The sequence below is a fragment of the Pseudomonas sp. CFBP 5748 genome (assembly GCF_053850495.1).
In genome coordinates, this window is record NZ_JBSPTN010000001.1 from 757,411 (window position 1) to 784,070 (window position 26,660).

Consider the following 26,660-nt stretch of genomic DNA (forward strand, 5'->3'; position numbering starts at 1 on the left):
CAAAAGAATGTTAGTTTTTGCGCAGCGGCTGTGCGTTTTTAAACAATCATGCCTTCAGACGTGTTCAAGGATGGTCCATGTTCGATTGGAATGACCTGCGCTATTTTCTCGAACTGCAACGCAGTGGCCGTTTGCTGACGGCCGCCCGTCGCCTCAACACCACCCATGCCACGGTGGCCCGGCACATCGAAGCCATCGAAAAGAGCCTTGGCACTGCGTTGTTTGTCCAGCATGCCCAGGGTTATGAACTGACCCCGGCCGGCGAAACGTTGCTCAAGCACGCTGAGGCCATGGAAAACGTGGCGTTGCTGGCCCAGGAGGACATCACCCAGTCCAGCGCGCCCCTGGGCAAGATCCGCCTGGGGGTGACCGAAGGGTTGGGCATCATGTTTCTGGCCAGCCGCATGGACGGGCTGTTCCAACGTTATCCGGGGCTGGAGGTGGAACTGGTGGCGGTGCCGCGATTTGTCAGCATCCTCAACCGTGAGGCGGAAATCAGCATCCACCTCGAACGCCCGGCGGCCGACCTGCTGGTGACGCGCAAACTCACCGACTACAGCCTGGCGCTGTACGCCAGCCAGGCCTACCTGGACCGCTCGCCAGCGTTGCGCAGCCGCGAGGACCTGGCTCGTCACGCCTGGATCGGCTACGTCGATGACTTGCTGTTCAGCCAGGAACTGATGTTCCTCAACAGCTTTTGCCGCAACCCCCGCGTGGTGTTCCACAGCACCAGCGTCATCGCCCAGCAACAGGCCGCGCGTTCGGGGCTGGGGATCGCCGTGCTGCCTTGCTACATGGCCAGCGGCGACCCGGCGCTGGTGCCCTTGCTACCAGACGAAACCATCCGCCGCAGCTACTGGATCAGCACACGCCGCGAATTGCACAAGTCTGTGCGGCTGCGGGTGTTGTGGGATTACGTGGTGCAGTTGTGCGAGCGCGAGCAGGGGTTGCTGCTTCCTTAGCAGCGCTAGGGAATTCGCGGTCGGCCCAACCCCCGTGGCGAGGGAGCTTGCTCTCATAAGGGTTGGCGGTGGGCTCTGAGTCTGTGAGCTGACTGGCGGTGCTTGTCAGAAAAAACCGACAGGAGTACAAATGTACTCCATGACGACTCTCACTCCTCGCCGTACCGCCATCCTGACCTTCATCCGCGAACGCATCGCCGATCAGGGCCAGCCTCCCAGCCTCGCTGAAATCAGCGAGGCGTTTGGTTTTGCCTCGCGCAGCGTGGCGCGCAAGCATGTGCTGGCGTTGACCGAAGCCGGTTTTATCGAAGTCAATCCGCACCAGGCCCGGGGTATCCGCTTGCTGAACCAGCCACCGCGTCTCGAGCTGCTGGACGTGCCGGTGCTGGGGCGGGTGGCTGCCGGCTTGCCGATTGGCGCCGACGCCGAGGTCCACAGCCGTCTGATGCTGGACCCGGCGATGTTCACCAAGGCGCCGGATTACCTGCTGCGGGTCCAGGGCGACTCGATGATCGAGGACGGCATTCTCGACGGTGATCTGGTGGGGGTGCAGCGCACGCCCCAGGCCTCCAACGGCCAGATCGTCGTGGCGCGCCTGGACGGTGAAGTCACCATCAAGCGTTTCGAGCGAATTGGCGAACGTGTACGTTTGCTGCCACGCAACCCGGCCTACCAACCGATCATCGTCGAAGCCGACCAGGACCTGGCGATTGAAGGGGTGTTCTGTGGCCTGTTGAGGCAAGGCTGATGGGCGCCGTCGTTGCATTGGATACGCTGTTCAACGGCGGCCAGGTCTGGAAGGGCCGGCCTGCGCCTGCGGTCACCAGCCCGCACCCCACTGGCCATGCGGCACTGGACGCGGCGTTGCCCAGCGGTGGTTGGCCGGAAGCGGCGCTGACGGAATTGCTTATCGCCGCACCCGGCATAGGCGAGTTGCAACTGGTGTGGCCGACCCTGGCGCGGCTGTCGGCGGCAGGGGAGCGAGTCGTGCTGGTGGCGCCGCCGTTCGTGCCCTATCCCCAGGCCTGGCAGAGCGCCGGGGTCGATCTGAGCCAGTTGTCGGTGATCCGCGCCGATGAGCGCGAGGCCCTGTGGGCCACCGAACAATGCTTGCGCTCGGGCAGTTGTGGCGCGGTGCTGTGCTGGCCTCGCCTGGTTGACGACCGGGCCCTGCGTCGCCTGCAAGTGGCGGCGGAAACCGGCCAGACCCTGGCGTTCGCCTGGCGCTCGATCCAGGAGGCCATCAACCCATCACCGGCGGCCCTGCGCATCGCCATCGATGCCCGGCCTGGGCAGTTGCGCGTGCTCAAGTGCCGCGGCGGACTGGCCCGTTCGGCACCGATCGCTTTTGCCGCGCTCTCCACACAGACAGGGCATTGAGGTTGCGATGCGCTGGGTCTGTATTCTCTTCCCGCAATTGGCGCTGGACGCCGCGCTGCGTCAGCGCCCCGATCCCGACGAACCCCTGGCTTTGCTGACCGGTCCGGCCCAACGCCGGGTGCTGCAAGCTGTCAATGCCCCGGCCCGCGCCTTGGGCTTGCGGCCCGGCCAGACCATGACCGCCGCCCAGGCCCTGAGCAAAGGTTTCGCCACCGCCGAATACGACGTGGCGCAGATCGCACACTGGCAACAGTTCCTGGCGGCCTGGGCCTATCGTTTCAGTTCCCAGGTCAGCGTGCATTACCCGCGTACGGTGCTGTTCGAGATCGAGTCGAGCCTGGGCCTGTTTGGGCCCTGGCCGGTGTTCGAGGCGCGGTTGCGGGCCGAGCTGACTGAGCTGGGGTTTCGTCATCGCATCGTCGCGGCCCCGAACCCGGTGGCGGCGCGGGTCTTGGCCAATGCCTATGACGCCCTGGTAGTGCCCGATAGTGAGACTTTGCAACAGTGGCTGGGACACATGCCGGTGGAGCGGATCGGCCTGGAACCCGACGTCGCCACGGCGTTGTCGCGCATGGGCCTGCGCCGTCTGAGCCAGGTCCAGGCCTTGCCCCGGCACACCCTGGCACGGCGCTTCGAAGCCCAGGTGCTCAAGCACCTCGACGCGCTGACCGGCAGTCGCACCCTGGCGCTGTCGTTCTACCTGCCGCCGGACCGTTTCGATGTACGCATCGAGCTCAACTATGACGTCCAGTCCCACCAGGCGCTGCTGTTCCCGTTGCGCCGGTTGACCGGTGATCTGTCGGCCTTCTTGTGCGGTCGCGACAGCGGCGTGCAGCGTTTCGACCTGCACCTGGAGCACGCCGGATTGCCGGACACGCTGATCAAAGTCGGCCTGCTCAGCGCCGAACGGGACCCTTCAATGCTCTTCGAACTGGCCCGTGGTCGGTTGGAACAAGTGCAGGTCGCGGCACCGGTGCGCGGCTTTCGCTTATGTGCCGAAGACTTGCCGAGTTTCGTGCCTCAGCGCTTGGAGCTGTTCGATGAGCGCCCGCAACAGTCCTTGCCCTGGGAGCAACTGCGCGAACGACTGCGCGCGCGACTGGGGGATGACGCAGTGCAGGGCCTGGGGTTTCGCGACGATCATCGGCCTGAATGCGCCTGGCAAATGACACCCCAACCTCGACCCCAGGCCTGCCCGATGCGCGATGGCGTGCTGCGTCCCGGCTGGCTGCTCGGTGACCCCCAGGTTCTGCCGGAAGGCCACACGCGTATCCTCATGGGCCCGGAGCGAATCGAGACCGGCTGGTGGGACGGCGCCGACGTACGCCGCGATTACTACCTGATCGAAACCCGCAGCGGGCAACGCGGCTGGGCCTATCGACCGGTAGGCGAGGGCGGGTCGTTGTGGCTGCAGGGCTGGTTCGCATGAGCGTCGACTATGCCGAGCTGCATTGCCTGTCGAATTTCAGCTTCCAGCGCGGCGCCTCCAGCGCCCTGGAGTTGTGCCGGCGGGCCAAGGAGCAGGGTTACCAAGCCCTGGCAATCACCGACGAATGCACCCTGGCCGGCATCGTCCGAGCCTGGCAGGCGGCCAAGGAACTGAAGCTGCAGTTGATCGTTGGCAGCGAGATCCAGATCGAAAACGGTCCGAAACTGGTGTTGCTGGTGGAGAATCTGGAGGGCTATCAAGCCCTGTGCCGGCTGATCACCCGCGCCCGGCGCCGCAGCGAGAAGGGCCGCTATCGCATCGTGCGCGAGGACTTTGACGAGCCCTTGCCGGGACTGCTGGCGCTGTGGGTGCCCGATGGAAAAGACTCCGAAGACCAAGGCCACTGGCTCCAGCAGGTTTTTGCCGGGCGCCTGTGGCTGGCGGTCCAGTTGCATTGCGGGCAGGACGACCGGCGGCGGTTGGCAGACTTGCTGGCATTGGCAGAGCGCTTGAACCTGCCGGCTGTCGCCAGTGGCGATGTACACATGCACGTGCGCGGCCGGCGTGCCTTGCAGGACACCATGACCGCCATCCGGCACCACGTCACGGTGGCCGAGGCCGGCCAGCGCCTGCACCCCAACGGCGAGCGCCATCTGCGCAGCCGCAAGGATCTGGCCGATCTCTATCCTCGCGCCTTGCTCGAGGAAACCCTGGCGATCGCCCGGCGCTGTACCTTCGACCTCGGTCAGTTGCGCTATCAATACCCACGGGAACTGGTGCCTGAGGGCCATGACCCGGCATCGTGGCTGCGAGAGCTGACTGAGCGCGGGATGCGTGAGCGTTGGAAAAACGCTGTGGAAGATAAGGTCCGGCGGCAAATCAACAATGAATTGGCGCTGATCGCCGAGCTGGGCTACGACAGTTATTTCCTCACCGTGCAGGATATCGTCAGCTTCGCTCGCAGCCGGAAAATCCTCTGTCAGGGGCGCGGTTCGGCGGCGAACTCGGCGGTGTGCTACGCCTTGGGCATCACCGAAATCGACCCCAGTCGCACCAGCATGTTGTTCGAGCGTTTCCTGTCCCGCGAGCGCAATGAACCGCCGGACATCGACGTCGATTTCGAACATGAGCGGCGTGAAGAAGTGCTGCAGTACGTGTTCCAGCGCTACGGTCGTCATCGTGCGGCTTTGACGGCGGTGGTCAGCAGTTACCACGGTGCCGGGGCGGTGCGCGACGTCGCCAAGGCCCTGGGGTTGCCGCCGGATCAGGTCAACGCCCTGGCCGATTGTTGCGGTCGCTGGAGCGACGAGGCGCCGCCGGTGGAGCGCTTGCGCGAGGGCGGTTTCGATCCAGACAGCCCGGTGCTGCGCCGGGTCCTGAGCCTGACCCAGCAATTGATCGGTTTTCCCCGGCATCTGTCCCAGCACCCCGGCGGCTTTGTGATTTCCGAGCAACCGCTGGACACCCTGGTGCCGGTGGAAAACGCCGCCATGGCCGAGCGCACCATCATCCAGTGGGACAAGGACGACCTGGACGCGGTGGGGTTGCTCAAGGTGGATATTTTGGCCTTGGGTATGCTCAGTGCGATTCGCCGGTGTTTCGATTTGATCGAGCGCTACCGGGGCGAGCGCTATGCCCTGGCGTCGTTGCCCAAGGAGGATCGGGCCACCTATGAAATGATCACCCGCGCCGACACCATCGGTGTGTTCCAGATCGAATCCCGGGCGCAGATGTCGATGTTGCCTCGACTGAGACCCAAGAGGTTCTACGATTTGGTCATCGAAGTGGCGATCGTGCGGCCCGGGCCGATTCAGGGTGGGATGGTGCATCCGTACCTGCGGCGCAGAAACAAAGAAGAGGCGGTGACTTATCCCTCTGAAGCGCTGGAAAAAGTGCTCGAGCGCACCTTGGGTGTGCCCTTGTTTCAAGAACAGGTCATGCAGATCGCCATCGTCGCGGCCGATTACACCCCCGGCGAAGCTGACCAGTTGCGACGCTCCATGGCTGCCTGGAAACGTCACGGCGGCTTGGAGCCCCACCGGGAGCGCCTGGCCGCCGGGATGAAGAAAAACGGTTACACCGCCGAATTCGCCGCGCAGATCTTCGAACAGATCAAGGGCTTCGGCAATTACGGCTTTCCCGAATCCCACGCCGCCAGTTTCGCCTTGTTGACCTACGCCAGCAGTTGGCTCAAATGCCACGAACCGGCGGCGTTCGCCTGTGCCCTGATCAACAGCTGGCCCATGGGGTTCTACAGCCCGGACCAGATCCTCCAGGATGCCCGCAGGCATCAATTGCAGATCCGTCCGGTGGACGTGCGCGCCAGTGACTGGGATTGCAGCCTCGAACCCCTGGAAGGCCGGCAACCGGCGATCCGCATGGGCCTGCGCCTGGTCAAGGGCTTTCGCGAAGAGGATGCCCGGCGTATCGAAGCGGCCCGCCGGCAGCGGGCTTTCAGTGACGTGGCCGACCTGGGCGAGCGCGCGCAACTCGATGCCCGGGCTTTGGCGCAACTGGCCGATGCCGGGGCCTTGCAAGGCTTGGCCGGTGATCGTCATCGGGCCCGCTGGGAAGTCGCCGGGGTGCAGAAACAACTGGGTTTGTTCGCCGGTTTGCCCAGCCAGGAAGAACCGCCCGTGGCCCTGCCAACACCCACGGTGGGCGAAAACCTGTGTGCCGATTACGCCACGCTCGGCACGACCCTGGGCCCTCATCCGCTGGCCTTGCTGCGCCCCGAACTGCGCGCCCGCCGTTGCCGCAGTTCACGGGAACTGCAAGAGGTGGAACATGGCCGCAACGTCAGCGTCGCCGGGCTGGTCACCGGCCGCCAACGCCCGGGCACGGCCAGCGGCGTGACCTTCGTCACCCTGGAAGATGAGTTCGGTAACCTCAACGTGGTGGTCTGGCGCGACTTGGCGGACCGTCAGCGCAAGATCCTGGTGGGCTCTCAATTACTCAGGGTCGACGGGCGCTGGGAAAGCGTCGGCGAGGTTCGCCACCTGATCGCCGGGCGCTTGAGCGACCTGACGCAATTGCTGGCGGGTATCAATGTGCGCAGTCGCGATTTCCACTAAGCCGGCTGCTGTCTCGCCATGCTTGGCGAAAGTATCGTGCCCGACGAATTGTCCTGTGTCGGCAAGGGCATTAGCGGCGGGTGACTCTGTGCGATACAAACAAATGGAACCGAAGCTGTTGCGTCATCTTCGAATGACAAGACCGGTCATCATTCCGGCCCTGTCATGAACGAGGTGTCTATGAACAACGATCCTGCAAACACCCAGCAACAAGGCCAGACACAATCCCCACGTAACGACCCGGCCATCGATCCTCAGGTGTCGACTACCCCGGCCGGTGCCCAGCCAGTCAGCCCCGCCGGGACGGACCAGGCCCAGAGCGCTGACAGCGAGGTCGATCAGAAGAATCATCATCAAGACAATGACAATACCTTCAGCCCCGGCTTCAAGCCTGACCCGGACCGGCCAAAATCCGATGAAAGCACTGACGCTGATATCGACACCGATGGTGGTTAACCGCGACCCGATTGCTGGGAACGTTGAGTGCTACCCGCCCGGATCGATGAGTCGTCTGGTACTTGGGCCGATAGGCGCGCCAGCGCATTTTTTGTGCAACGGGGCCTCAGCGCTTGCCTTTCCAGCGGTCCAGGGCAATCAACACCAGTGACACTACCACCAATCCCAGCAGCACCATCACTGCATTGATGAACACTCGTGGATAACCCAGCGTGTCCACTTCGATAAAGGGATAGGGGTAGGAACCGACGAAGTGACCACGCACCAGGGCATAGATGAAATAGACCAGCGGATAGATCAGCCATGGCCAGACATCTCGCCATTGCAAGGCCCCCTTGGGCACGCAGAACCACCAATAGACCACAAACAGCACCGGCATCACGTCATGCAGCAATTCATCGGCCACCCACTGCAAGCCTTGGGGGTTCCAGATATTGCGCAGCAGCAGGTTGTACGCCAGCCCCACCAGTACAATGGCAGCGGCTACACCGCCCTGGACCGTGGGTTTGAGAAAGAATCTCCGCAGCGCCGAATCCCCTGAGGTGGCCGCGCAAGTCAGCACCACGGCCACCAGGATATTGGTCAGCACCGTAAAATAACTAAAGAAGATGTCTACTCCGCCCAACAGGCTCTTGCCGCCTTGCCAGCGTGAAGTCAGGATCAGGTAGAGCTGGAGAATCAATGCGAACCATCCCAGCAGTGCGGCGATTTTCACCGTAATACCGCCAGCGCTTTGCGTTAACACTGATTCATCGCTCATGACTTGTCTCCTGCTACGCGGCACCTGCGACTGCAAAGCCCCCAAGAGGTTGGATGCTTGTATAAGCAGGATTGTCTGTTGAGCGAGACCCTAGGAGCATGAGTTGCAAGATTCTACTGTCATAAATGACAGTGCTGACCAGCGGTAGCCGGGAACACCGACGCACTTGGGTCGAATAAGGTCATCTTCAAGAAGACGGCCTTATTCTGTGCCTCAGGATTACTTGCTTGGATGAGCAGCCTGAAGTTTTTTGGCCTCGTCCAAGTGATGCTGCAGGGCTGGCAGCATCTTCTGGGCGAACGCTTTGAGCTCAGTGTTGCCAGGCTTCTTGTCGTCCGTCACGGTCTCGGCTTCTTTCTTGAACAGGGCGATGGTTTCCTCGTGAGCCTTCACCTGGTTGTTGGCATAGGCTGCATCAAAGGACTCGTCCCGCAGGTCGAGGATTTTTTCCTTGGCCTTCTTCACCAGCGTGGTGTCGTCTGGCACTTCGATGTCGTGTTTTTTCGCCAGCGATTTCAACTCTTCATTGGCCTTGGTGTGATCGGTGATCATCGTGTTGGCGAACGCCTTGATGTCCGCCGAGCCACTCTTTTCCAGCGCCAGTTTGCTGGTCTCGATTTCCGCGATGCCACCGGCTGCCGCGTTGTCGACGAAGTCGTTGGAAGTCGCGGCCCAGGCCACGCCCATGCTGGTGCTCAGGGCAACTGCCAGGCCGAGTTGACGCAAGGTAAATCCGTCCATAGGTAGGTCTCCACACAGGTTGAAAGAGCGATTCGTTTCGTCTCTGTTCAATGGAGAGCGGCGCGCCGGCAAAGGTTTGATTGGAAGATATCCCGTTACGACGAACGGTCACCGCTGGTCGGATTGGCGGTCGACAGAACCCCGTCGACGAGGCCATCCTGATCATCGACGAGCGCCGTAAAGGCGTCTGCCACCGACCCACTGAAGGAGGTGTTCCATGCCGGTGTCCCACGATTTGTGCCAGGATCTCAACTGCACAAAAGACCACATCCAGCAAAAGCGCAGCGAGGATCCAAGGCTCGACTCGTTATTTCAAAAATATTCCCTACTTGATGCCGAGGTGGTGGACGCCGAAAAGCCGACATCCGCCACCCTGTCCGGCGAGGCCCTGGAGACACTCAAGAAGAAACGGTTGCAGATCAAGGACGAGATCGCTAAGCGGTTGCAATAAAACCGTCCTGCTTGCTGCTTGTGGGGGGCTTTTACGAAGGGCCCTTGAGGAAGCCATAAACCCGTGGCGAGGGAGCAAGCTTCCTCGCCACGATGTAGTTCACAACAAAGTCGATATTCAGGGAGCAGCCGAACCGGCATCCATCAACCCAGCGGGTCCCAGCGCTGGGACCAGTCGCTGCCGGTCTTGACGATCTCGCGCAGCACTTCGAACGCCTGCTGCAACGCCGCCGAATCCCGGTCCCGGGAGTAGACCAGGTAGGTCGGGTAGTTGAATTCCGGTGCCTTGGGCACCCGTTCCAGGATGCCGCTGTCCAGGTAACTCTGCACGACGCGAGTGCGGAAGTAGCCGCTGCCGCCGTTCTCCAGGATGTACTGCAGGGCCAGTGGGCCAAGGTTGAAGGTCACGGCGGCCTTGGCTTTGTCCGGCAGGGCGGTGTCGTGCTGGCGGCGGAAGTCAGCGCTCCAGTCGATGTACACGTAGGGTTCCGGACGGGTGGCCAGGCGCACCAGGATGAGTTTTTCTTCCAGTAACTGTTCAACTTGCAGGCGCGGCCAGTATTCGGGCTGGTACACCACCGCTGCATCCAACAGGCCCAGTTCCAGCTGTTGCAGCAGTTTTTCACCGTCGCGGATGTCCATGCGCAGGGCATGACCGGGGATCTTCTGCCGCAATTCCCCGGCCCAGGCGAGCATCAAGGGATTACACAGGCTGACCTCGCCACCCAGATGCAGGACGTTGCGATAGCCCTCGGGCAGCGGCAGATCCCGGCGGGCCGCTTCCCAGGTCTGCACGAGTTGGTTGGCGTAGATCACGAAGGCTTCGCCATCGGCAGTCAGACGTGCGCCGGCTCGGTTGCGCACGAACAATGCACAACCGAGCTGGCTTTCGAGCTTTTGTACCCGGGCGGTAATCGCTGTCTGGGTGACGTGCAGCTTGTCGGCCGCCGCAGCGAGACTGCCGTGGCGGACAATTTCCAGGAAGGTGCGGGCGAGGTCGATGTCCATGGTCAGGCCGATGCGAGGGAAGCGGGCATTGTAAGAGCTGCCACGCATCGCCGATACCGGGAATCATGGAGCGGCTTGAGCCTCAGCCACTCGCGCCCAGGGGGCGATCAGACGCTCGGGCGTGCGACAGGCTTTGCGCTTGAGCACGAAGTTGCGGCATTTCTCGGCAAAGCCGTGGCGGTTTTCCACCATGTCGCGGCGCATTTGCGTGAGCTCGCCGGCGCGACACGCCTGGATCGCCGGCAGGCTCCGTTCGGCCTTGCGAACCCGGATGGCCTCATAGATCGGATCGAGCAGGGCGCTGTTGGCCCGTTGCAGCAGCCACAGACCGAACTCGTCAGGGCAGCGCGGCCCGATCTCCTGGACCATGCCGCAGCGTAACGCCTGGAGGGCGCTGATGGGCAAGCAGTCCTGGGTGAGTTTCCAGGCCATGTCCGGGCCGACCGCGCGGGGCAAGCTGTAGGTCCAGTACTCGGAGCCGTACAGGCCCATGGTTGCGTAATGCGGGTTGAGCACGATGTCACTGCGCGCCAGAACGATATCGGCCGCCAGGGCGAGCATCACACCGCCGGCCCCGGCGTTACCTGTCAGGCCGCTGACCACCAGTTGCCGGGCGCTGAACAACTCCAGGCAAACATCGTCGATGGCCTGGATATTGGCCCACGCTTCCAGGCCGGGTTCGGCGGCGGCCTGGATCACGTTCAGGTGCACGCCGTTGGAAAAACTGCCGCGTGCGCCGCGGATCAACAGCACTTGGGTGTCCCGGGACTTGGCCCAGCGCAGCGCTTGCACCAGGCGCTGGCATTGCTCGGTGCTCATCGCGCCGTTATAGAACTCGAACGTCAGCTCTCCCACATGGCCGCACTCCCGGTAGCGAATGGGCTGATAGGGTTCATCGCTGAACGGTTGTCGAGCCAGGGAACTGTCGAGCAGCGGGATATCGTCGAGCCGTCCCGAGAGCACATGGCGCGCCGGTCGTTTGAAGGTCTGTTCACCGGGCTGCGGCTTGTGGCGCAGGGCGCCGATCCACAGGCTCGCATCACCGGTCGCCACCAGCACCGCATCGTCGCGCACGGCCAGCAGTTCGCCGGGCATGCCGCGACGGACGTCCGGATGGGCGTCGTACAGGTAAAACTGGCTGCCGGCCAGGCTCGCGAGCACACCCGGCTGGCCGTCGGCGGCGTCGATGCAGCGCTTGATGAAATCGGTGCTGTCGTGCCAGCTGAAGGTGCGGTCGTCCTGGGTCATGTTCGGTTGCAGGCGCCCGACCACGTCATGGCGACTGTAATCCAGCGGCACTGGGACGAAACCGTTACTGAATTTCTCCACGACTTCGCGGATACAACGAATGGCCGCATCGCTGACCGGGCCGTTATACAACTGCGATTTGCGCAGGCCCTCGGGCAAGTTGAATTCGCAGGTGGCCCAAATCGGCCCGGCGTCCATTTCTTCTACCGCCTGCAGCGCCGTCACGCCCCAGCGCTTGGGTTGCCGGGTGATCGCCCAGTCGAGGGCACTGGCGCCGCGATCGCCGACAATGCCGGGATGAATGATCACTACCGGGCGCCGAGGGTTGCGCCACAGCTGCTCGGGTACGCGGTCCTTGAGAAACGGGCAGATCACCAGGTCGGCGGCGCTTTCTTCGATTTGCTGGCAGACCGCGGCCGGATCGGTGAACAGCACCACGCTGGGGCGATAGCCAGCCTCGCGCAGCTCTAGCCAGGCGCGTTGGGTCAGGCCATTGAATGCGGTCGACAGCAGAATAATCTTCAGTTTGGGCATGAAACTCTCTTCCTTGAGATGAGCGGGCGCAGGCTCCCGATGAGCCGTCCCTGGCTTCGATGGAGGCGCTAAATTAGCGGCTCAAGGGCGAGGGGCAACTGACGAGGGTCAAGGTTGAGTGTGTTGCGGGAAATCATCGGAAGATAAAAACGCGAATCCCGCCTCGGGGGCGGGATTCGTTTGCAGCCAAAAGGCCCGCGAAGAACGCGAGCGCAGTCTCAGCTTGGGAACAGCTCGGACAGTTTCATCGCCAGCATCATGTCGCCTTCGGCGCGCAGCTTGCCGCCCATGAACGCTTGCATGCCGTCGGTGCTGCCGTCGACGATGCCTTGGAGGGTTTCGCCGTCCATTACCAGGGTCACCTGGGCGTCCGGGTTTTCACCTTCCTGCAGTTCGCAGGTGCTGTCCTTGACGATCAGCGAGAAATTCTTGGTTTCGTCGATGCGGAAACCGAATACCAGGTCCAGGCCGGCAGCAGCGGCTGGGTTGAACTTGGCTTTCATGGCTTGTACGGCGTCGGCTACGGAGGTCATGGTTTCGATCCTTATTTGGGTGGTACAGCAAGGGTCTACAGTAATCCGGACTCAGCGAAAGGTGATGAGGTCCGGGGCCTTCAGCAGTTGCAGATGGGCGTGACTGTTGAAGGAAGCCAGGGCCACCTCGCGGCCCCTGAACTTCAGGTGGTTGAGCGAGGTGTTGACGATTTGCCAGTTCAATTCGAAGGCTTGTCGGGCGGGTATCCGGGTGATCAGGTGGAGCAGGGCGGTGATGGTACCGCCAGACGTGAACACGGCGATTTTCTGGGTGTTGTCGGCTTGTTCCAGGATGCGCTGCAGACCCGCTTGGACCCGCTCGACGAAACCCAGCCAGCTTTCCAGACCGGGCGGGTCGTACTGGCCGCTGAGCCAGCGCTCAACGATCAATGCGAAGATGCGCTGGAATTCGGCGCGGTTCTGCGCGGCGTTGCGCAGGATATGCAGCGCCTCGGGCTCCTGGGGGAGCATGTCCGGCAGCAGGGCGCGGATCACCGCGTCGGCGTCGAACTCGTTGAATGCGGCGTCGATTTCCAGTCCGGGAACCGGCAGGCCGGCGGCGGACATCTGGCCCAACGCTCCGGTGGCGGTGTCCTGCTGGCGGCGCAGGTCGCCCGAAAGGCAGCGATCGAACACCACGCCGAGCTCTGCCAGGTGACTGCCGAGCACTTGCGCCTGGCGTACGCCGTTGGGCGAAAGGACATCGTAGTCGTCCGCACCGAAGGAGGCTTGGCCATGTCGAATCAGATAGATGCTGCCCACGTCCGCGTCATCCCGGTACGTTGAAGGTTTGGCGAGGTTATGAGGATGGGGGGGAGCTGTCAATGAAAAAACATACGCTTGTTTGAAATGCTCGTTACAACCTTGTCCTGCCAGGCCCGCGTTAAGGTAACCACAGGTTTCATGGCTGGTCGCGACGCAGGCGCATGGGTATGCTGGGGTTGTTACGCGCCTGCGTTCAGTGGTGCATTACATTTAAGGAGTTGCTGTGGAGTTTTTCATCGAATACGCCGGTTTTCTGGCCAAGACCGTGACGCTGGTGATCGCCATCTTGGTGGTGCTGGCCAGTTTTGCCGCGTTACGTAGCAAGGGGCGACGCAAGTCGACCGGCCAGTTGCAGGTGAGCAAACTCAACGATTTCTACAAAGGGCTGCGTGAGCGCCTGGAGCAGACGCTGCTGGATAAAGACCAGCTCAAGGCCCTGCGCAAGGCGCAAGGCAAGACTGAAAAGGCCGAGAAGAAGCAAAAGGACAAGCCAGCGGCCAAGCCCCGGGTGTTCGTGCTGGATTTCGACGGCGACATCAAGGCCTCGGCCACCGAGAGCCTGCGGCATGAAATCACCGCGCTGCTGACCCTGGCGACCCCTAAGGACGAAGTCGTGCTGCGCCTGGAAAGCGGCGGCGGCATGGTCCACAGCTATGGCCTGGCTTCATCGCAACTGGCGCGGATCCGCCAAGCCGGCGTGCCGTTGACGGTCTGTATCGACAAGGTCGCGGCCAGCGGCGGCTACATGATGGCGTGCATCGGCGAGAAGATCATCAGCGCCCCGTTCGCCATTCTTGGCTCCATCGGCGTTGTCGCGCAGTTGCCCAACGTCAACCGGCTGCTGAAGAAACACGATATTGATTTCGAAGTGCTGACGGCGGGTGAATACAAGCGCACGTTGACGGTGTTCGGTGAAAACACCGAGAAGGGCCGGGAGAAATTCCAGGAAGACCTGGACATCACCCATGAGCTGTTCAAGAACTTCGTCTCCAATTACCGCCCGCAACTGGCCATCGATGAAGTGGCCACCGGTGAAGTCTGGCTGGGTGTGGCGGCGCTGGGCAAAGGGCTGGTAGACGAGTTGAAGACCAGCGACGAATACCTCGCCGAACGAGCCAAAGGCGCCGAGTTGTACCACCTGCACTACGCCGAACGCAAAAGCCTGCAGGAACGCATCGGCATGGCGGCCAGCGGTTCTGTCGACCGGGTGCTGCTGAGTTGGTGGAGCCGCCTTACCCAGCAGCGTTTCTGGTAACGGCTAACCCCTGTGGGAGCGAGCCTGCTCCCACATTGGTTTCGAAGTGGTTGCGGGATTTCGACATAATTCATGCCCCAATAAAAAAGCCCTGAACCGGAACACCCGGATCAGGGCTTTTTCATGTCTCAGGTTTCAGCGACGACGAAACAGCGGCAGCGGCTCGTCGGTGGCAGCCTGGTAGGTCACCGAGAAGTCCTTGAGGCTTTCGAGGGCTTCATAGGGGTCTTTGTCGGCACGCAAGGCAAAGGCGTCGAAACCGCAGCGACGCATGTAGAACAGCTGGTCGCGCAGCACATCGCCAATCGCCCGCAACTCACCCTTGAAACCATAGCGATCACGCAACAGGCGGGCGTTGGAGTAGCTGCGCCCGTCGGTGAAGGCCGGGAAGTTCAGGGCGATGACCTGTAGCTGATTGGCGTCATCACCAATTTCTTCCGCTTCCTCGTCGGCGTCCAGCCACACACCCAGGCCGCCGTCGCGGGCCTTGAGGGCGTGAGCATGGTCGCGCCACAGGGCCAGGGGCACGATCAGGTCGTCGCAGTTGGAGATGCCATCGAAGGACGCATCCTTGGGCAACAGGTGCCAGGTTTCGTCGATGACCTCGTTGTTCTTAATGATTCGCTGCATAGACGCGTTCCTTGAAGAGGTCGATGCCAATACGTTGGTAAGTGTCGATGAAGCGCTCGTCTTCGGTACGTTGTTCGATGTACACGTCGATCAGCTTCTCGATCACGTCAGGCATGTCGTCCTGGGCAAAGGACGGGCCGAGGATCTTGCCCAGGCTGGCGTCGCGGCTACCGCTGCCGCCCAGGGAGACCTGGTAGAACTCTTCGCCTTTCTTGTCCACGCCCAGGATGCCGATGTGGCCAACGTGGTGGTGACCACAGGCGTTCATGCAACCGGAAATGTTCAGGTCCAGCTCGCCGATGTCGAACAGGTAGTCCAGGTCGTCAAAGCGACGCTGGATCGATTCGGCAATAGGGATCGACTTGGCGTTGGCCAGGGAGCAGAAGTCACCGCCCGGGCAGCAGATCATGTCGGTCAGCAGGCCGATGTTCGGCGTGGCGAAACCTTGCTCGCGCAATTCGCCCCACAGGGTGAACAACTGGCTCTGTTCAACGTCCGCCAGGATGATGTTCTGCTCGTGGGATGTGCGCAGTTGACCGAAGCTGTAGCGCTCGGCCAGGTCGGCCACGGCATCCAGTTGCTTGTCGGTGATGTCGCCCGGTGCAACGCCGGTCGGTTTCAGCGACAGGGTCACCGCGACATAGCCCGGCTTCTTGTGGGCCAGGGTGTTGCGGGTGCGCCAGCGGGCGAAGCCTGGATGCTCTTTGTCGAGCGCTGCCAGTTCGGCGTCCTGATTGCTCAGGGCCTTGTAGGCGGGGTCGACGAAGTGCTTGGCCACGCGATGGACTTCGGCTTCGGTCAGGGTGGTCTGGCCGCCGCGCAGGTGAGCCATTTCGGCCTCGACCTTCTCGGCGAACACTTCAGGCGTAAGGGCCTTGACCAGGATCTTGATCCGCGCCTTGTACTTGTTGTCGCGACGGCCATAGCGGTTGTACACCCGCAGGATGGCGTCGAGGTAACTCAGCAGGTCCGGCCAAGGCAAGAACTCGTTGATGAACGCGCCGACCACCGGCGTACGGCCGAGGCCGCCGCCCACCAGCACACGGAAGCCCAACTCGCCGGCGGCGTTGTAGACCGTCTCCAGGCCGATGTCGTGGACTTCGATGGCGGCACGGTCCGAGGTCGAGCCATTGATGGCGATCTTGAACTTGCGCGGCAGGTAGGCGAATTCCGGGTGGAAAGTGGTCCACTGACGGACGATCTCGCACCATGGTCGCGGGTCGATCAGCTCATCGGCGGCGACACCGGCAAATTGATCGGTGGTGACGTTACGCAGGCAGTTGCCGCTGGTCTGGATCGCGTGCATCTGCACGGTGGCCAGTTCAGCCAGGATCTCAGGCACATCTTCCAGGGCCGGCCAGTTGTACTGGACGTTCTGCCGGGTACTGATGTGGGCGTAGCCCTTGTCATAGTCGCGGGCAATCTGGGCCAGCTTGCGCACCTGGCGCGAGGTCAGTTGGCCATAAGGCACGGCGACGCGCAGCATCGGGGCGAAGCGCTGGATATACAGGCCATTCTGCAAGCGCAGAGGGCGGAATTCTTCTTCGCTCAGCTCGCCTGCCAGATAGCGTCGGGTCTGATCACGGAACTGCTTGACGCGGTCCTCGATGATCCGCTGATCGTACTCGTCATATACGTACATATAAGTCTCGTTCTCAGGCTTGGGCCGACTCAGAAACAGCTGCGTGTTGGCTCGCTGAAATCGGGTTCTGCCTCGGCAATTCTGCGCGCACGGCCGCGCACTCCTAGAGGAGCCGGTGCAAGATACCTGTTTTGGGTTATGCGCAAAAGTGATGTTTGAGTATATGTAAAGAACCAAATCGACTAATGAGATTGATTATTGCCTAATCCACATTTGTCGTGCGGGCAATCATCGTCTTAACTGTGGTCGAGTCCCGATGCAATCACCTATAAAACCGACAAGAGGCGATGCAATGAGCAATCCGACCAAAGCAAGGAAAAGCGACAGTTCTGTTGATGCCTGGGCCATTTTGTTCCTGATTATCCTGGTGGTGGGCACCGCAGTGTTCTGGGTCAGTCATCAATAAGCTCGAGCCGTTGCAGGCCGCATGAAGGTCTTGAGTTCATGTGCCCGTTCGCCACCTGGGTCGTTATACTAGGTGGCGTATTATTCGGGGCGGGCGGGATGTCGAAGTTTATTTGCAGGCTACTGGCGTGGTTATGCCTGTCATTCTGGGCGCAGGTCCAAGCCGCCAATACGGTTTCCTCCTCGACCGAGGCTTCGCTGGCGAGATCGACTGCTCCTTCGGTAGTGTTCCTCAATCCGGGGTATTCCACGGAGCCTTTCTGGGTCAGCTATACCGAATTCATGCAAGCGGCGGCAAGCGGGCTGGGCCTGCGGCTGCGCGTGGAATATGCCGAGCGCGATCCTCTGGCCATGATCCGCATGGCGCGCGAGGCGGTTACGGCGACTGACCGTCCGGACTATCTGGTGTTGGTCAATGAGCAGTATGTCGCCCCGCGAATCCTGCAATTGGCCCAAGGCAGTGGGGTCAAGCTGTTCCTGGTGAACAACACGTTGACCAGCGATCAAAGCCGCCTGCTGACTGAGAATGGTGCCCCGCCTTCCGAGCTGCTCGGTAGCCTGGTGCCCAACGATGAACGCAGCGGCTACCTGATGCTCAAGGAGCTGTTGCGCCAACACGGGCCGCTGGCGCCTGGGCAGACCCTCGACTTGCTGGCATTTTCCGGGAAAAAACTCACCCCTTCGGCGCAACTGCGCGAGAAAGGGCTGCTCCGGGCGCTGGCCGAGCACCCGCAGGTGCGTCTGCGCCAGTTGGTCTATGGCGAGTGGAACCGTGAACGGGCTTATGAGCAGGCGAGCCAGTTGGTCAAACGCTATCCGCAGACCGCGCTGGTCTGGTCCGCCAACGATGAAATGGCCCTGGGCGCCATGCAAGCGTTCGAGGAGGCGGGGCGCCAGCCGGGAAAGGATGTGTTGTTCAGTGCGATGAACAGCTCCAGGCCGGCGCTTCAAGCACGTATCGATGGGCGCTTGAGCGTTCTGTTCACCGGGCATTTCAGCCTGGGGGGCTGGGCCATGGTCATGCTGCATGATCACGCTCTGGGCGTCGACCTCGCGCGCCATGGCGGCTACGACCAGCAGCTCGACCTGATGCAGTCCCTCGACCAGGCCCGGGCCCGTGCCTGGTTGAAGATGAATCCCGCCAAGGACTATCGCCTGGACTTCAAGCGCTTCAGCCTGGTGTCCCACCCGGATGGCGAGCGCTATGCCTTCTCGCTCGATGGTCTGGGGCGTCGCTAGCCTCAGTCCGGATTGCAGGCAAGCTGTCCATAATGATCTGTGGATACTGAGTGTTCACACACCCGCAAAGTACAACACCAAATTAACGATCCCATACAACGTCAACCCGAAAATCACCGTAAACAGGATGCCGAGGATCACGAAGTGACTCGGCTTTCCATGGGTAAAGTCCCGGGCGCGGTTTTTCCCGCTTTGCACGCCAAAGGCCGCCGCCCCCACGCTGTGCAGCATTTGCCAGAGGGTTGGCGCCTTGTTTTCAGTTGGTTCGTCCATGATGCTCTCCATACACAAGGTCGTGTGTGGAGAGCATAGCCAATCTCTGCGAACTTAGCTGTCGTAACCCAGGTTCGGCGACAGCCAGCGCTCGGTCACGCTCAGGTCCTGGCCCTTGCGGGCGGTGTAGCTCTGGACCTGGTCCTTGTCGATCTTGCCCACGGCGAAATACTGCGCCTGGGGGTGGGCGAAGTACCAGCCGCTGACCGCTGCCGCCGGGAACATGGCGTAGTGTTCGGTGAGGAACACGCCGCTGCGTCCGGCCTTCAGTTCGCTGGCCTCGGGGTCGAGCAGGCGGAACAGGGTGGCTTTCTCGGTGTGATCCGGGCAGGCCGGGTAGCCGGGAGCAGGGCGGATGCCGGTGTATTGCTCCTTGATCAGGGCGTCGTTGTCCAGGCTCTCGTCCTGGGCGTAGCCCCAATGTTCCTTGCGCACCTGCTGGTGCAGCCATTCGGCGCAGGCCTCGGCCAGACGATCGGCCAGAGCCTTGACCATGATCGAGTTGTAATCGTCGCCAGCGTCCTGGTAGGCCTTGGCAACTTCTTCGGCGCCGATGCCGGCGGTGGTGATGAAACCGCCGACGTAGTCGGTCACGCCGCTGTCTTTGGGGGCAACGAAGTCGGCCAGGGAGAAGTTCGGCTTGCCGTCGGTCTTGATGATCTGCTGGCGCAGGTGATGCAGGCGCGCCAGCGGCTTGCCGTCGTCGCCGTAGACTTCCAGGTCGTCGTCATGCACCTGGTTGGCCGGCCAGAAGCCAAACACGGCGCGAGCGCTGATGAGTTTCTCGTCGATCAGCTTGCGCAACATCGCCCGGGCATCGGCGTAGAGCGCGGTCGCGGCTTCGCCGACCACTTCGTCGGTGAGGATGCGCGGGAACTTGCCGGCCAGGTCCCAGGAAATGAAGAACGGGGTCCAGTCGATGTATTCGGCCAGGACGTTGAGGTCGATGTTGTCCAACACCTTGGCACCGGTGAAGGTCGGCTTGACTGGCTGGTAGCTGCTCCAGTCGAACTGCGGCTTCTTGGCCACGGCGGCGGGGTAGCTCAGGCGCTCGGTGCGGGCACTGCGGTTGGCGGTGCGCTCGCGCACGTCCACGTATTCCAGGCGGGTCTTCTCGACGAACGCCGGCTTGAGTTCCTTGGACAACAACTGCGTCGCCACGCCCACGGCGCGGGAGGCGTCGGTAACGTAGATCACCGCGTCGTTGCTGTACTTGGGTTCGATCTTCACCGCCGTGTGGGCCTTGGACGTCGTTGCGCCGCCGATCATCAATGGCAGATGGAAATCCTGGCGCTGCATCTCGCGCGCCACATGCACCATCTCATCCAGGGACGGGGTGATCAGGCCGGACAGGCCAATGATGTCGCACTTCTGCTCCTTGGCCACCTGCAGGATCTTCTCCGCCGGCACCATCACGCCCAGGTCGACAATGTCATAGCCGTTGCAACCGAGCACCACGCCGACGATGTTCTTGCCAATGTCATGGACGTCGCCCTTGACCGTAGCCATGAGGATCTTGCCCTTGGCCTCCGGCTTGTCGCCTTTTTCCGCCTCAATGAACGGAATCAAGTGGGCCACGGCCTGCTTCATCACCCGGGCGGATTTCACCACCTGGGGCAGGAACATTTTGCCGGCGCCGAACAGGTCGCCGACGATGTTCATGCCGGCCATCAGCGGGCCTTCGATGACTTCGATCGGACGGCTGAAGGACTGTCGCGACTCTTCGGTGTCTTCAACGATGTGGGTGGTGATGCCCTTGACCAGTGCATGTTCCAGGCGCTTGTTCACTTCCCAGCCGCGCCACTCCTCGGTTTCCGCTTCCTTGACGCTGCCATCGCCTTTGTACTTGTCGGCGATGGCGAGGAGGGCGTCGGTGCCCTCGGGGGTGCGGTTGAGTATTACGTCCTCCACGGCATCGCGCAGCTCCGCCGGGATCTGGTCGTAGATCTCCAGCTGGCCGGCGTTGACGATGCCCATGGTCAGGCCCGCGCGAATCGCATAGAGCAGGAACACCGAGTGAATCGCCTCGCGCACCGGGTTGTTGCCGCGGAACGAGAAGGACACGTTGGACACGCCACCGGAGGTCAGCGCGTAGGGCAGTTCGTCGCGGATGTAGGCGCAGGCGTTGATGAAGTCCACGGCATAGTTGTTGTGCTCTTCGATACCGGTGGCGACGGCGAAGATGTTCGGGTCGAAGATGATGTCTTCCGGTGGGAAGCCGACTTCGTTGACCAGGATGTCGTAGGAGCGCTTGCAGATTTCCTTCTTGCGCGCCTCGGTGTCGGCCTGGCCGGCTTCGTCGAAGGCCATCACCACCACGGCGGCGCCGTAGCGCTTGCACAGTTTGGCGTGGTGGATGAACTGCTCGACGCCTTCCTTCATGCTGATGGAGTTGACGATGCCCTTGCCCTGGATGCACTTGAGGCCGGCTTCGATCACTTCCCATTTCGAGGAGTCGATCATGATCGGCACGCGGGAGATGTCCGGTTCGCCGGCGATCAGATTGAGGAAGGTCACCATGGCCTTCTTCGAATCGAGCATGCCCTCGTCCATGTTGATGTCGATCACCTGGGCGCCGGCCTCGACCTGTTGCAGGGCCACTTCCAGGGCTTCGGTGTAGTTGTCCTCGCGGATCAGCCGGGCGAACTTGGCGGAACCGGTGATGTTGGTCCGCTCGCCGACGTTGACGAACAGGGAGCTGCGATCGATGGTGAACGGTTCCAGGCCCGACAGGCGGCAGGCCCGAGGGATATCCGGAATCTGCCGCGGTGCGTAACCGGCCACGGCCTTGGCGATGGCTTCGATATGCGCCGGGGTGGTGCCGCAGCAGCCGCCGACGATGTTCAGGAAACCGCTTTGGGCGAATTCTTCGATGACCTTGGCGGTCTCGACCGGCAACTCGTCGTATTCACCGAATTCGTTGGGCAGGCCGGCGTTCGGGTGCGCTGATACGTGGGTGCTGGCCTTGTTCGACAACTCTTCCAGGTATGGGCGCAGCTCGCTGGCACCGAGGGCGCAGTTCAAGCCCACGGAGATCGGCTTGGCGTGGGCCACGGAGTTCCAGAAGGCTTCGGTGGTCTGGCCGGACAGGGTACGGCCGGATGCATCGGTGATGGTGCCGGAGATCATGATCGGCAGTTCGACGCCCAGCTCTTCGTAAACCCCTTGTACGGCGAAAATCGCCGCCTTGGCGTTGAGCGTATCGAAAATGGTTTCGATCAGGATCAGGTCGGCACCGCCTTCGATCAGGCCCTTGGTGGCCTCGGTGTAGTTCTCCACCAGTTCGTCGAAGGTCACGTTGCGGTAACCGGGGTTGTTGACGTCCGGCGATAGCGAGCAGGTGCGGCTGGTCGGGCCGAGCACGCCGGCGACGAAGCGCGGCTTGTCCGGGGTTTCCAGGGTCTTGGCGTCGGCCACTTTACGGGCCAGGCGCGCGCCTTCCAGATTCAACTCATAGGCCAGCGCTTGCATGCCGTAGTCGGCCTGGGACACCTGGGTGGCGTTGAAGGTGTTGGTTTCCAGGATGTCGGCACCGGCATCCAGGTAGGCTTTTTCGATGGCGCCGATTACGTCAGGGCGGCTCAGCACCAGCAAGTCGTTGTTGCCCTTGACGTCACTCGGCCAGTCGGCGAAACGCTTGCCGCGGTAGTCCTGCTCCTCCAGCTTGTAGCTCTGGATCATCGTGCCCATGCCGCCGTCGAGGATCAGGATGCGCTCCTTGAGGGCTTGCTGGAGAAGATAAAGGCGAGCGCTGCGATCGGACATAGGACTACCTGGAAAAAAAGACCATTACGAAGGCCGGGATGATAGCAAACCTGTGCAGGATTTGATCATGGTGGGCTTTTGCATGAATATCGCTCATGTTTGCAAGGCGATGCTGGCCCGGTAGAATCGCCGGATTATCTCTTAGGGACCCGAGACATGCCGTATCGCGTTTTCTTCGGCAGTCTGTTGCTGCTGTTGTCTTTTACCGCAGTGGCAAAGGATTCCGCTCCAGCGCTTTCCTACACCCGTGACATCCAGCCGATCTTCACGCAAAAGTGCGTGGCTTGCCATGCGTGCTACGACTCCGCCTGCCAGTTGAACCTGGGCAGTGGCGAAGGCGCGGCCCGCGGCGCGACCAAGCTATCGGTATACGACGGCGAGCGCCGCCAGGCCGCCGACCCGACCCGTTTGTTCTATGACGCCTCTGGCCCGCAGGCCTGGCAGCGCAAGGGTTTCTATTCGGTGCTCGACGCCCAGGGCAGCCAGGCCGCGCTAATGGCACGGATGCTGGAACTGGGGCATCGCACGCCGTTGCAGCCTAACGCCAAGCTGCCGGAGGAAATCGTGCTGGGCCTGAACCGTGAGAACAGTTGCGCGATGCCCGGGCAATTCGACGAATACGCCGCCGCGCACCCCAAGGAAGGTATGCCCCTGGCCGTTACCGGCCTGACCGACCAGCAATACCAGACGTTGCAGCGCTGGCTGGCGGCTGGCGCACCCATCGATCAGCAGGCCCTGGCGCCGAGTGCCGCCGAAGCCTTGCAGGTGGTGCAGTGGGAGAATCTGCTTAATGCCCCAGGTGCCCGGGAAAGCCTGGTGGGCCGCTGGTTGTTTGAGCACTGGTTTCTGGCACACATCTATTTCAAGGATGGCGAGCCGGGGCATTTCTTCCAGTGGGTGCGTTCGCGCACGCCCACCGGTCAGCCCATCGACCTGATCAACACCCGTCGCCCGAACGACGACCCTGGCACCCGGGTGTATTACCGGCTCTGGCCGGTGCAAGGGGTGATCGTGCACAAGACCCACATCACCTATGGCTTGAGCGCGGCGAAAATGGCGCGGATCAAGAGTCTGTTCTACAGCGGCAAATGGCAGGTCACGGCATTGCCGGGCTATGGCCCGGAACGCCGGGCCAACCCGTTTTCCACCTTCGAAGCGATCCCGGCCCAGGCCCGCTATCAGTTCATGCTTGATAACGCCGAGTACTTCGTGCGCACGTTCATCCGCGGCCCGGTGTGCCGGGGCCAGATCGCCACCGACGTGATCCGCGATAATTTCTGGGCGCTGTTCCAGGCCCCCGAACATGACCTGTACATCACTGACCCGAACTACCGCGGCCAGGCCACGCCGTTGCTGGCGATGCCGGGGCAGAACGACGATGTGGGCAGTGTCCTCAGTCTCTGGCTCGACTACCGGGACAAACGTAACGAATACGAAGCCTTGCGCCGCGACAATTACGCCGAGGTACCCGCGCCGAGCTGGTCGACGCTGTGGGCCGGCAACGACAATGCGTTGCTGAGTATTTTTCGCAACTTCGACAGTGCTTCGGTCACCAAGGGCTTGATCGGCGAAGTGCCGCAGACGATGTGGTTGTTCGACTTTCCGTTGCTGGAGCGCACCTATTACCAGTTGGCGGTGAATTTCGACGTGTTCGGCAACGTCTCCCATCAGGCCCAGACCCGGCTGTACTTCGACTTGATACGCAATGGCGCGGAGCAGAATTTCCTGCGCCTGATGCCGGCTGACTCCCGGGAAGGTTATCTCGACGATTGGTATCAGGCCGGTGGCAAATTCAAGATGTGGCTCGATTACGAGGCCATCGACGATGACAAGCCGACCGCGCTCAAGCTGGACGAACACGACCCCAAGCGCGATTTCGCCCAGCAATTGCTGGCCCGTTATGGCGAACTGAACGCGCGCCCCGATCCAATCAACCGCTGTGAAGGGGCTTACTGTTCACGGCCCAATATCGACCCGACCTTGCAGAACGCCGAACAGGCTCTCAGTCGGCTGGTGTCGCGCCCGGCGGCGGGGCTCAGCGTGATCAATCAGTTGCCCGAAGCGACCATGCTGCGAATCGAAACCGCCAGCGGTCAGCGTGAGGTCTACAGCCTGCTGCGCAACCGGGCCCACAGTAACGTGGCGTTTCTGTTGGGGGAGGAACTGCGCTGCCAGCCGGGGCTCGATACGTTGACGGTGTACCCGGGCTTGCTCAGTAGCTACCCTAACTTCATCTTCAACATCCCGGTCGAGCAAGTGCCAGCGTTTGTCGATGCAATGGAGCGTGCCTCGGATGCCCAGGCTTTCGAGCGGATCGTCGAGCGCTGGGGGATTCGTCGCAGCCACCCGCAGTTCTGGGAATACTTCCACGACTTGAGCCAGTACATCCGCGAGACGGAGCCCCTGGAGGCCGGTGTGCTGGACATGAATCGCTACCAGAACCTCTGATCGACATGCCCGGCGGTGAGGAGCCCACCGCCGGTTGCTTTCCCGACAAAAATACTGGGACTTTGTCCGGCGCGATGATTGGCGTAAACTGCCGGCAAGCCTGCGAGGAGTTCCCATGACCGCTATTACGATTACCGACGCCGCCCACGATTACCTGGCTGATCTGCTGTCCAAGCAGAACACCCCGGGTATCGGGATCCGCGTCTTCATCACCCAGCCCGGCACCCAGTACGCTGAGACGTGCATTGCCTACTGCAAGCCGGGGGAAGAAAAACCCGAAGACACCGCGCTGGGGCTCAAGAGCTTCACCGCCTACATCGACTCGTTCAGCGAAGCGTTCCTGGACGATGCGGTGGTCGACTACGCCACCGACCGCATGGGCGGCCAACTGACTATCAAGGCGCCGAACGCCAAGGTACCGATGGTCAACGCCGACAGCCCGGTCAACGAGCGCATCAATTACTACCTGCAAACCGAAATCAACCCGGGGCTGGCCAGCCACGGCGGCCAGGTTTCGCTGATCGACGTAGTGGAAGACGGCATCGCCGTGCTCCAGTTCGGCGGCGGCTGCCAGGGCTGCGGCCAGGCTGACGTGACCCTTAGGGAAGGCATCGAGCGCACCTTGCTCGAACGCATTCCGGAGCTCAAGGGCGTGCGCGACGTGACCGACCACACGCAGAAAGAAAACGCCTACTACTGATAGGTGTTCGCTGCGGATATAAGAAACGGTGCCCGTGAGCACCGTTTTTTTATGGGCGCAGATCCGACCGCCGCCAATCCCTGTGGGAGCGAGCTTGCTCGCGAAGGCGTCGGCACATTCAACATCACCGCTGGCTGATCCACCGCTATCGCGAGCAAGCTCGCTCCCACAGGGGATCCCGGTTGGCTCTCGCTGATTGAGTCAGGGCCTGTAGAGATGCGCATGCCCGGCGCGATACAGCGACGATTCGCTGAACACATCATTACCCAGCACACGCCCCACCAGAATCAGCGCCGTTCGGCGAAAGCCCTTGGCCTGTACCTTGGCGGCGATATCGGCCAGGGTGCCCACGACCCAATCCTGATCCGGCCAGGTGGCCCGGTGAATCACGGCGATCGGGCAATCCGCGCCGTAATGGGGCAGCAGTTCGCTGATGATTTTCTCCAGATGATTGACCCCCAGGTGAATCGCCATGGTCGCCCCGTGCTGTGCCAGGCTGCTCAGTTCCTCACCCGCAGGTATCGCGGTTTTGTCTGCGTAACGGGTGAGAATCACGCTTTGGGACACGTCCGGCAAGGTTAGTTCCGCACCCAGCAGGGCGGCGCAGGCTGAGGTTGCGGTCACGCCCGGAATGATCTCGAACGGGATCTCCAATTCCCGCAGGCAACGAATCTGCTCGCCGATGGCGCCGTACAGGCTTGGGTCGCCGGAGTGTACCCGGGCCACGTCCTGGCCTTTGTGGTGTGCGGTTTTGATCAGCTCGATGATTTGTTCCAGGTGCAGCTCGGCGCTGTTGATCACCTGTTCGGCGTGATGGCCCTCAAGCACGGCCGTCGGCACCAGGGAGCCGGCGTAGATGATCACCGCGCAACTGCGGATCAGCCGCTGGCCTTTGACGGTGATGAGTTCCGGGTCGCCGGGGCCGGCGCCGATGAAGTAAACGGTCATGACCGGCTCCTGTGA

General features: G+C 61.9%; 22 protein-coding genes. 11 read left to right on the plus strand and 11 right to left on the minus strand.

Annotated elements, in window-relative coordinates:
• Window positions 1–77 precede the first annotated feature (77 nt).
• The 6 genes from ACWNZ1_RS03470 (at window position 78) to ACWNZ1_RS03495 (ending at window position 7,301) form a co-directional block, all read left to right on the plus strand.
• Window positions 78–962, plus strand: a complete 885-nt coding sequence (locus ACWNZ1_RS03470) for a LysR family transcriptional regulator (RefSeq protein WP_135844692.1) — start codon at window positions 78–80, stop codon at window positions 960–962.
• 130 nt (window positions 963–1,092) lie between these two features.
• Window positions 1,093–1,710 carry a transcriptional repressor LexA gene (gene lexA, locus ACWNZ1_RS03475; RefSeq protein WP_256452539.1) on the plus strand — a complete coding sequence of 206 codons (618 nt, stop codon included), beginning with the start codon at window positions 1,093–1,095 and terminating at the stop codon, window positions 1,708–1,710.
• Window positions 1,710–2,342: a translesion DNA synthesis-associated protein ImuA gene (imuA, locus tag ACWNZ1_RS03480; RefSeq protein ID WP_135844694.1), complete on the plus strand. Its 633-nt coding sequence runs from the start codon at window positions 1,710–1,712 to the stop codon at window positions 2,340–2,342. Before lexA ends, imuA begins: the two co-directional genes overlap by 1 nt.
• A gap of 7 nt (window positions 2,343–2,349) precedes the next feature.
• Complete coding sequence (locus ACWNZ1_RS03485) at window positions 2,350–3,771, plus strand: Y-family DNA polymerase (protein ID WP_456027350.1); 1,422 nt, start codon at window positions 2,350–2,352, stop codon at window positions 3,769–3,771.
• On the plus strand, window positions 3,747–6,845 hold the full coding sequence (locus ACWNZ1_RS03490) for an error-prone DNA polymerase (protein WP_265072889.1): 3,099 nt from the start codon (window positions 3,747–3,749) through the stop codon (window positions 6,843–6,845). Before ACWNZ1_RS03485 ends, ACWNZ1_RS03490 begins: the two co-directional genes overlap by 25 nt.
• Before the next feature lie 180 nt (window positions 6,846–7,025).
• On the plus strand, window positions 7,026–7,301 hold the full coding sequence (locus tag ACWNZ1_RS03495) for a hypothetical protein (protein ID WP_256452542.1): 276 nt from the start codon (window positions 7,026–7,028) through the stop codon (window positions 7,299–7,301).
• Window positions 7,302–7,407: 106 nt separating this feature from the next.
• Here ACWNZ1_RS03495 and ACWNZ1_RS03500 read toward each other — a convergent pair whose 3' ends face one another.
• Window positions 7,408–8,061 (minus strand): Pr6Pr family membrane protein, encoded by a 654-nt coding sequence (locus tag ACWNZ1_RS03500; protein ID WP_456027351.1) that lies wholly within the window; start codon window positions 8,059–8,061, stop codon window positions 7,408–7,410.
• Window positions 8,062–8,280: 219 nt separating this feature from the next.
• Window positions 8,281–8,802 (minus strand): DUF4142 domain-containing protein, encoded by a 522-nt coding sequence (locus ACWNZ1_RS03505; protein WP_456027352.1) that lies wholly within the window; start codon window positions 8,800–8,802, stop codon window positions 8,281–8,283.
• Window positions 8,803–9,019: 217 nt separating this feature from the next.
• Between ACWNZ1_RS03505 and ACWNZ1_RS03510 the strand changes: the two genes are divergently transcribed.
• Window positions 9,020–9,253 (plus strand): YdcH family protein, encoded by a 234-nt coding sequence (locus ACWNZ1_RS03510; RefSeq protein ID WP_135844700.1) that lies wholly within the window; start codon window positions 9,020–9,022, stop codon window positions 9,251–9,253.
• A 143-nt stretch (window positions 9,254–9,396) separates the two neighbouring features.
• Here ACWNZ1_RS03510 and ACWNZ1_RS03515 read toward each other — a convergent pair whose 3' ends face one another.
• From ACWNZ1_RS03515 to ACWNZ1_RS03530, 4 genes are all read right to left on the minus strand, one after another.
• Entirely contained in the window at window positions 9,397–10,260 is an 864-nt protein-coding gene (locus ACWNZ1_RS03515) for a LysR family transcriptional regulator (RefSeq protein WP_135847969.1), read from the minus strand.
• A gap of 63 nt (window positions 10,261–10,323) precedes the next feature.
• The gene (locus ACWNZ1_RS03520) at window positions 10,324–12,042 is read right to left on the minus strand and encodes a hydrogenase maturation protein (RefSeq protein WP_135844702.1); all 1,719 of its coding nucleotides are present in this window, start codon (window positions 12,040–12,042) and stop codon (window positions 10,324–10,326) included.
• 218 nt (window positions 12,043–12,260) lie between these two features.
• Window positions 12,261–12,575: an SCP2 sterol-binding domain-containing protein gene (locus ACWNZ1_RS03525; protein WP_030137963.1), complete on the minus strand. Its 315-nt coding sequence runs from the start codon at window positions 12,573–12,575 to the stop codon at window positions 12,261–12,263.
• 51 nt (window positions 12,576–12,626) lie between these two features.
• The gene (locus ACWNZ1_RS03530; RefSeq protein WP_256452544.1) at window positions 12,627–13,337 is read right to left on the minus strand and encodes a histidine phosphatase family protein; all 711 of its coding nucleotides are present in this window, start codon (window positions 13,335–13,337) and stop codon (window positions 12,627–12,629) included.
• Between the two features lie 226 nt (window positions 13,338–13,563).
• On the opposite strand from ACWNZ1_RS03530, the gene sohB reads away from it, so the two are divergent.
• Window positions 13,564–14,595: a protease SohB gene (sohB, locus tag ACWNZ1_RS03535; protein WP_265072890.1), complete on the plus strand. Its 1,032-nt coding sequence runs from the start codon at window positions 13,564–13,566 to the stop codon at window positions 14,593–14,595.
• Window positions 14,596–14,730: 135 nt separating this feature from the next.
• On the opposite strand, the gene ACWNZ1_RS03540 is transcribed toward sohB, so the two are convergent.
• Window positions 14,731–15,225: a DUF934 domain-containing protein gene (locus ACWNZ1_RS03540; protein ID WP_123413203.1), complete on the minus strand. Its 495-nt coding sequence runs from the start codon at window positions 15,223–15,225 to the stop codon at window positions 14,731–14,733.
• Window positions 15,209–16,867, minus strand: a complete 1,659-nt coding sequence (locus ACWNZ1_RS03545) for a nitrite/sulfite reductase (protein ID WP_135844705.1) — start codon at window positions 16,865–16,867, stop codon at window positions 15,209–15,211. The genes ACWNZ1_RS03540 and ACWNZ1_RS03545 overlap by 17 nt, the downstream gene beginning before the upstream one ends.
• A 504-nt stretch (window positions 16,868–17,371) precedes the next feature.
• Here ACWNZ1_RS03545 and ACWNZ1_RS03550 point away from each other — a divergent pair.
• Window positions 17,372–18,511: an ABC transporter substrate-binding protein gene (locus ACWNZ1_RS03550; RefSeq protein WP_135844706.1), complete on the plus strand. Its 1,140-nt coding sequence runs from the start codon at window positions 17,372–17,374 to the stop codon at window positions 18,509–18,511.
• Between the two features lie 54 nt (window positions 18,512–18,565).
• Here ACWNZ1_RS03550 and ACWNZ1_RS03555 read toward each other — a convergent pair whose 3' ends face one another.
• A complete protein-coding gene (locus ACWNZ1_RS03555; RefSeq protein ID WP_135844707.1) occupies window positions 18,566–18,784 on the minus strand; it encodes a DUF2970 domain-containing protein in 219 nt (72 codons plus the stop codon).
• 54 nt (window positions 18,785–18,838) lie between these two features.
• Window positions 18,839–22,549 carry a methionine synthase gene (gene metH, locus ACWNZ1_RS03560; RefSeq protein ID WP_256452545.1) on the minus strand — a complete coding sequence of 1,237 codons (3,711 nt, stop codon included), beginning with the start codon at window positions 22,547–22,549 and terminating at the stop codon, window positions 18,839–18,841.
• Window positions 22,550–22,705: 156 nt separating this feature from the next.
• Here metH and ACWNZ1_RS03565 point away from each other — a divergent pair, with 156 nt between their 5' ends.
• Both ACWNZ1_RS03565 and nfuA read left to right on the plus strand, forming a co-directional pair.
• On the plus strand, window positions 22,706–24,997 hold the full coding sequence (locus tag ACWNZ1_RS03565) for a fatty acid cis/trans isomerase (RefSeq protein ID WP_456027353.1): 2,292 nt from the start codon (window positions 22,706–22,708) through the stop codon (window positions 24,995–24,997).
• A 115-nt stretch (window positions 24,998–25,112) separates the two neighbouring features.
• Window positions 25,113–25,697, plus strand: coding sequence for a Fe-S biogenesis protein NfuA (gene nfuA, locus ACWNZ1_RS03570; RefSeq protein ID WP_135844710.1), 585 nt, complete (start codon window positions 25,113–25,115; stop codon window positions 25,695–25,697).
• Window positions 25,698–25,898: 201 nt separating this feature from the next.
• On the opposite strand, the gene cobM is transcribed toward nfuA, so the two are convergent.
• The gene (cobM, locus tag ACWNZ1_RS03575) at window positions 25,899–26,645 is read right to left on the minus strand and encodes a precorrin-4 C(11)-methyltransferase (RefSeq protein ID WP_265072892.1); all 747 of its coding nucleotides are present in this window, start codon (window positions 26,643–26,645) and stop codon (window positions 25,899–25,901) included.
• Window positions 26,646–26,660 lie beyond the last annotated feature (15 nt).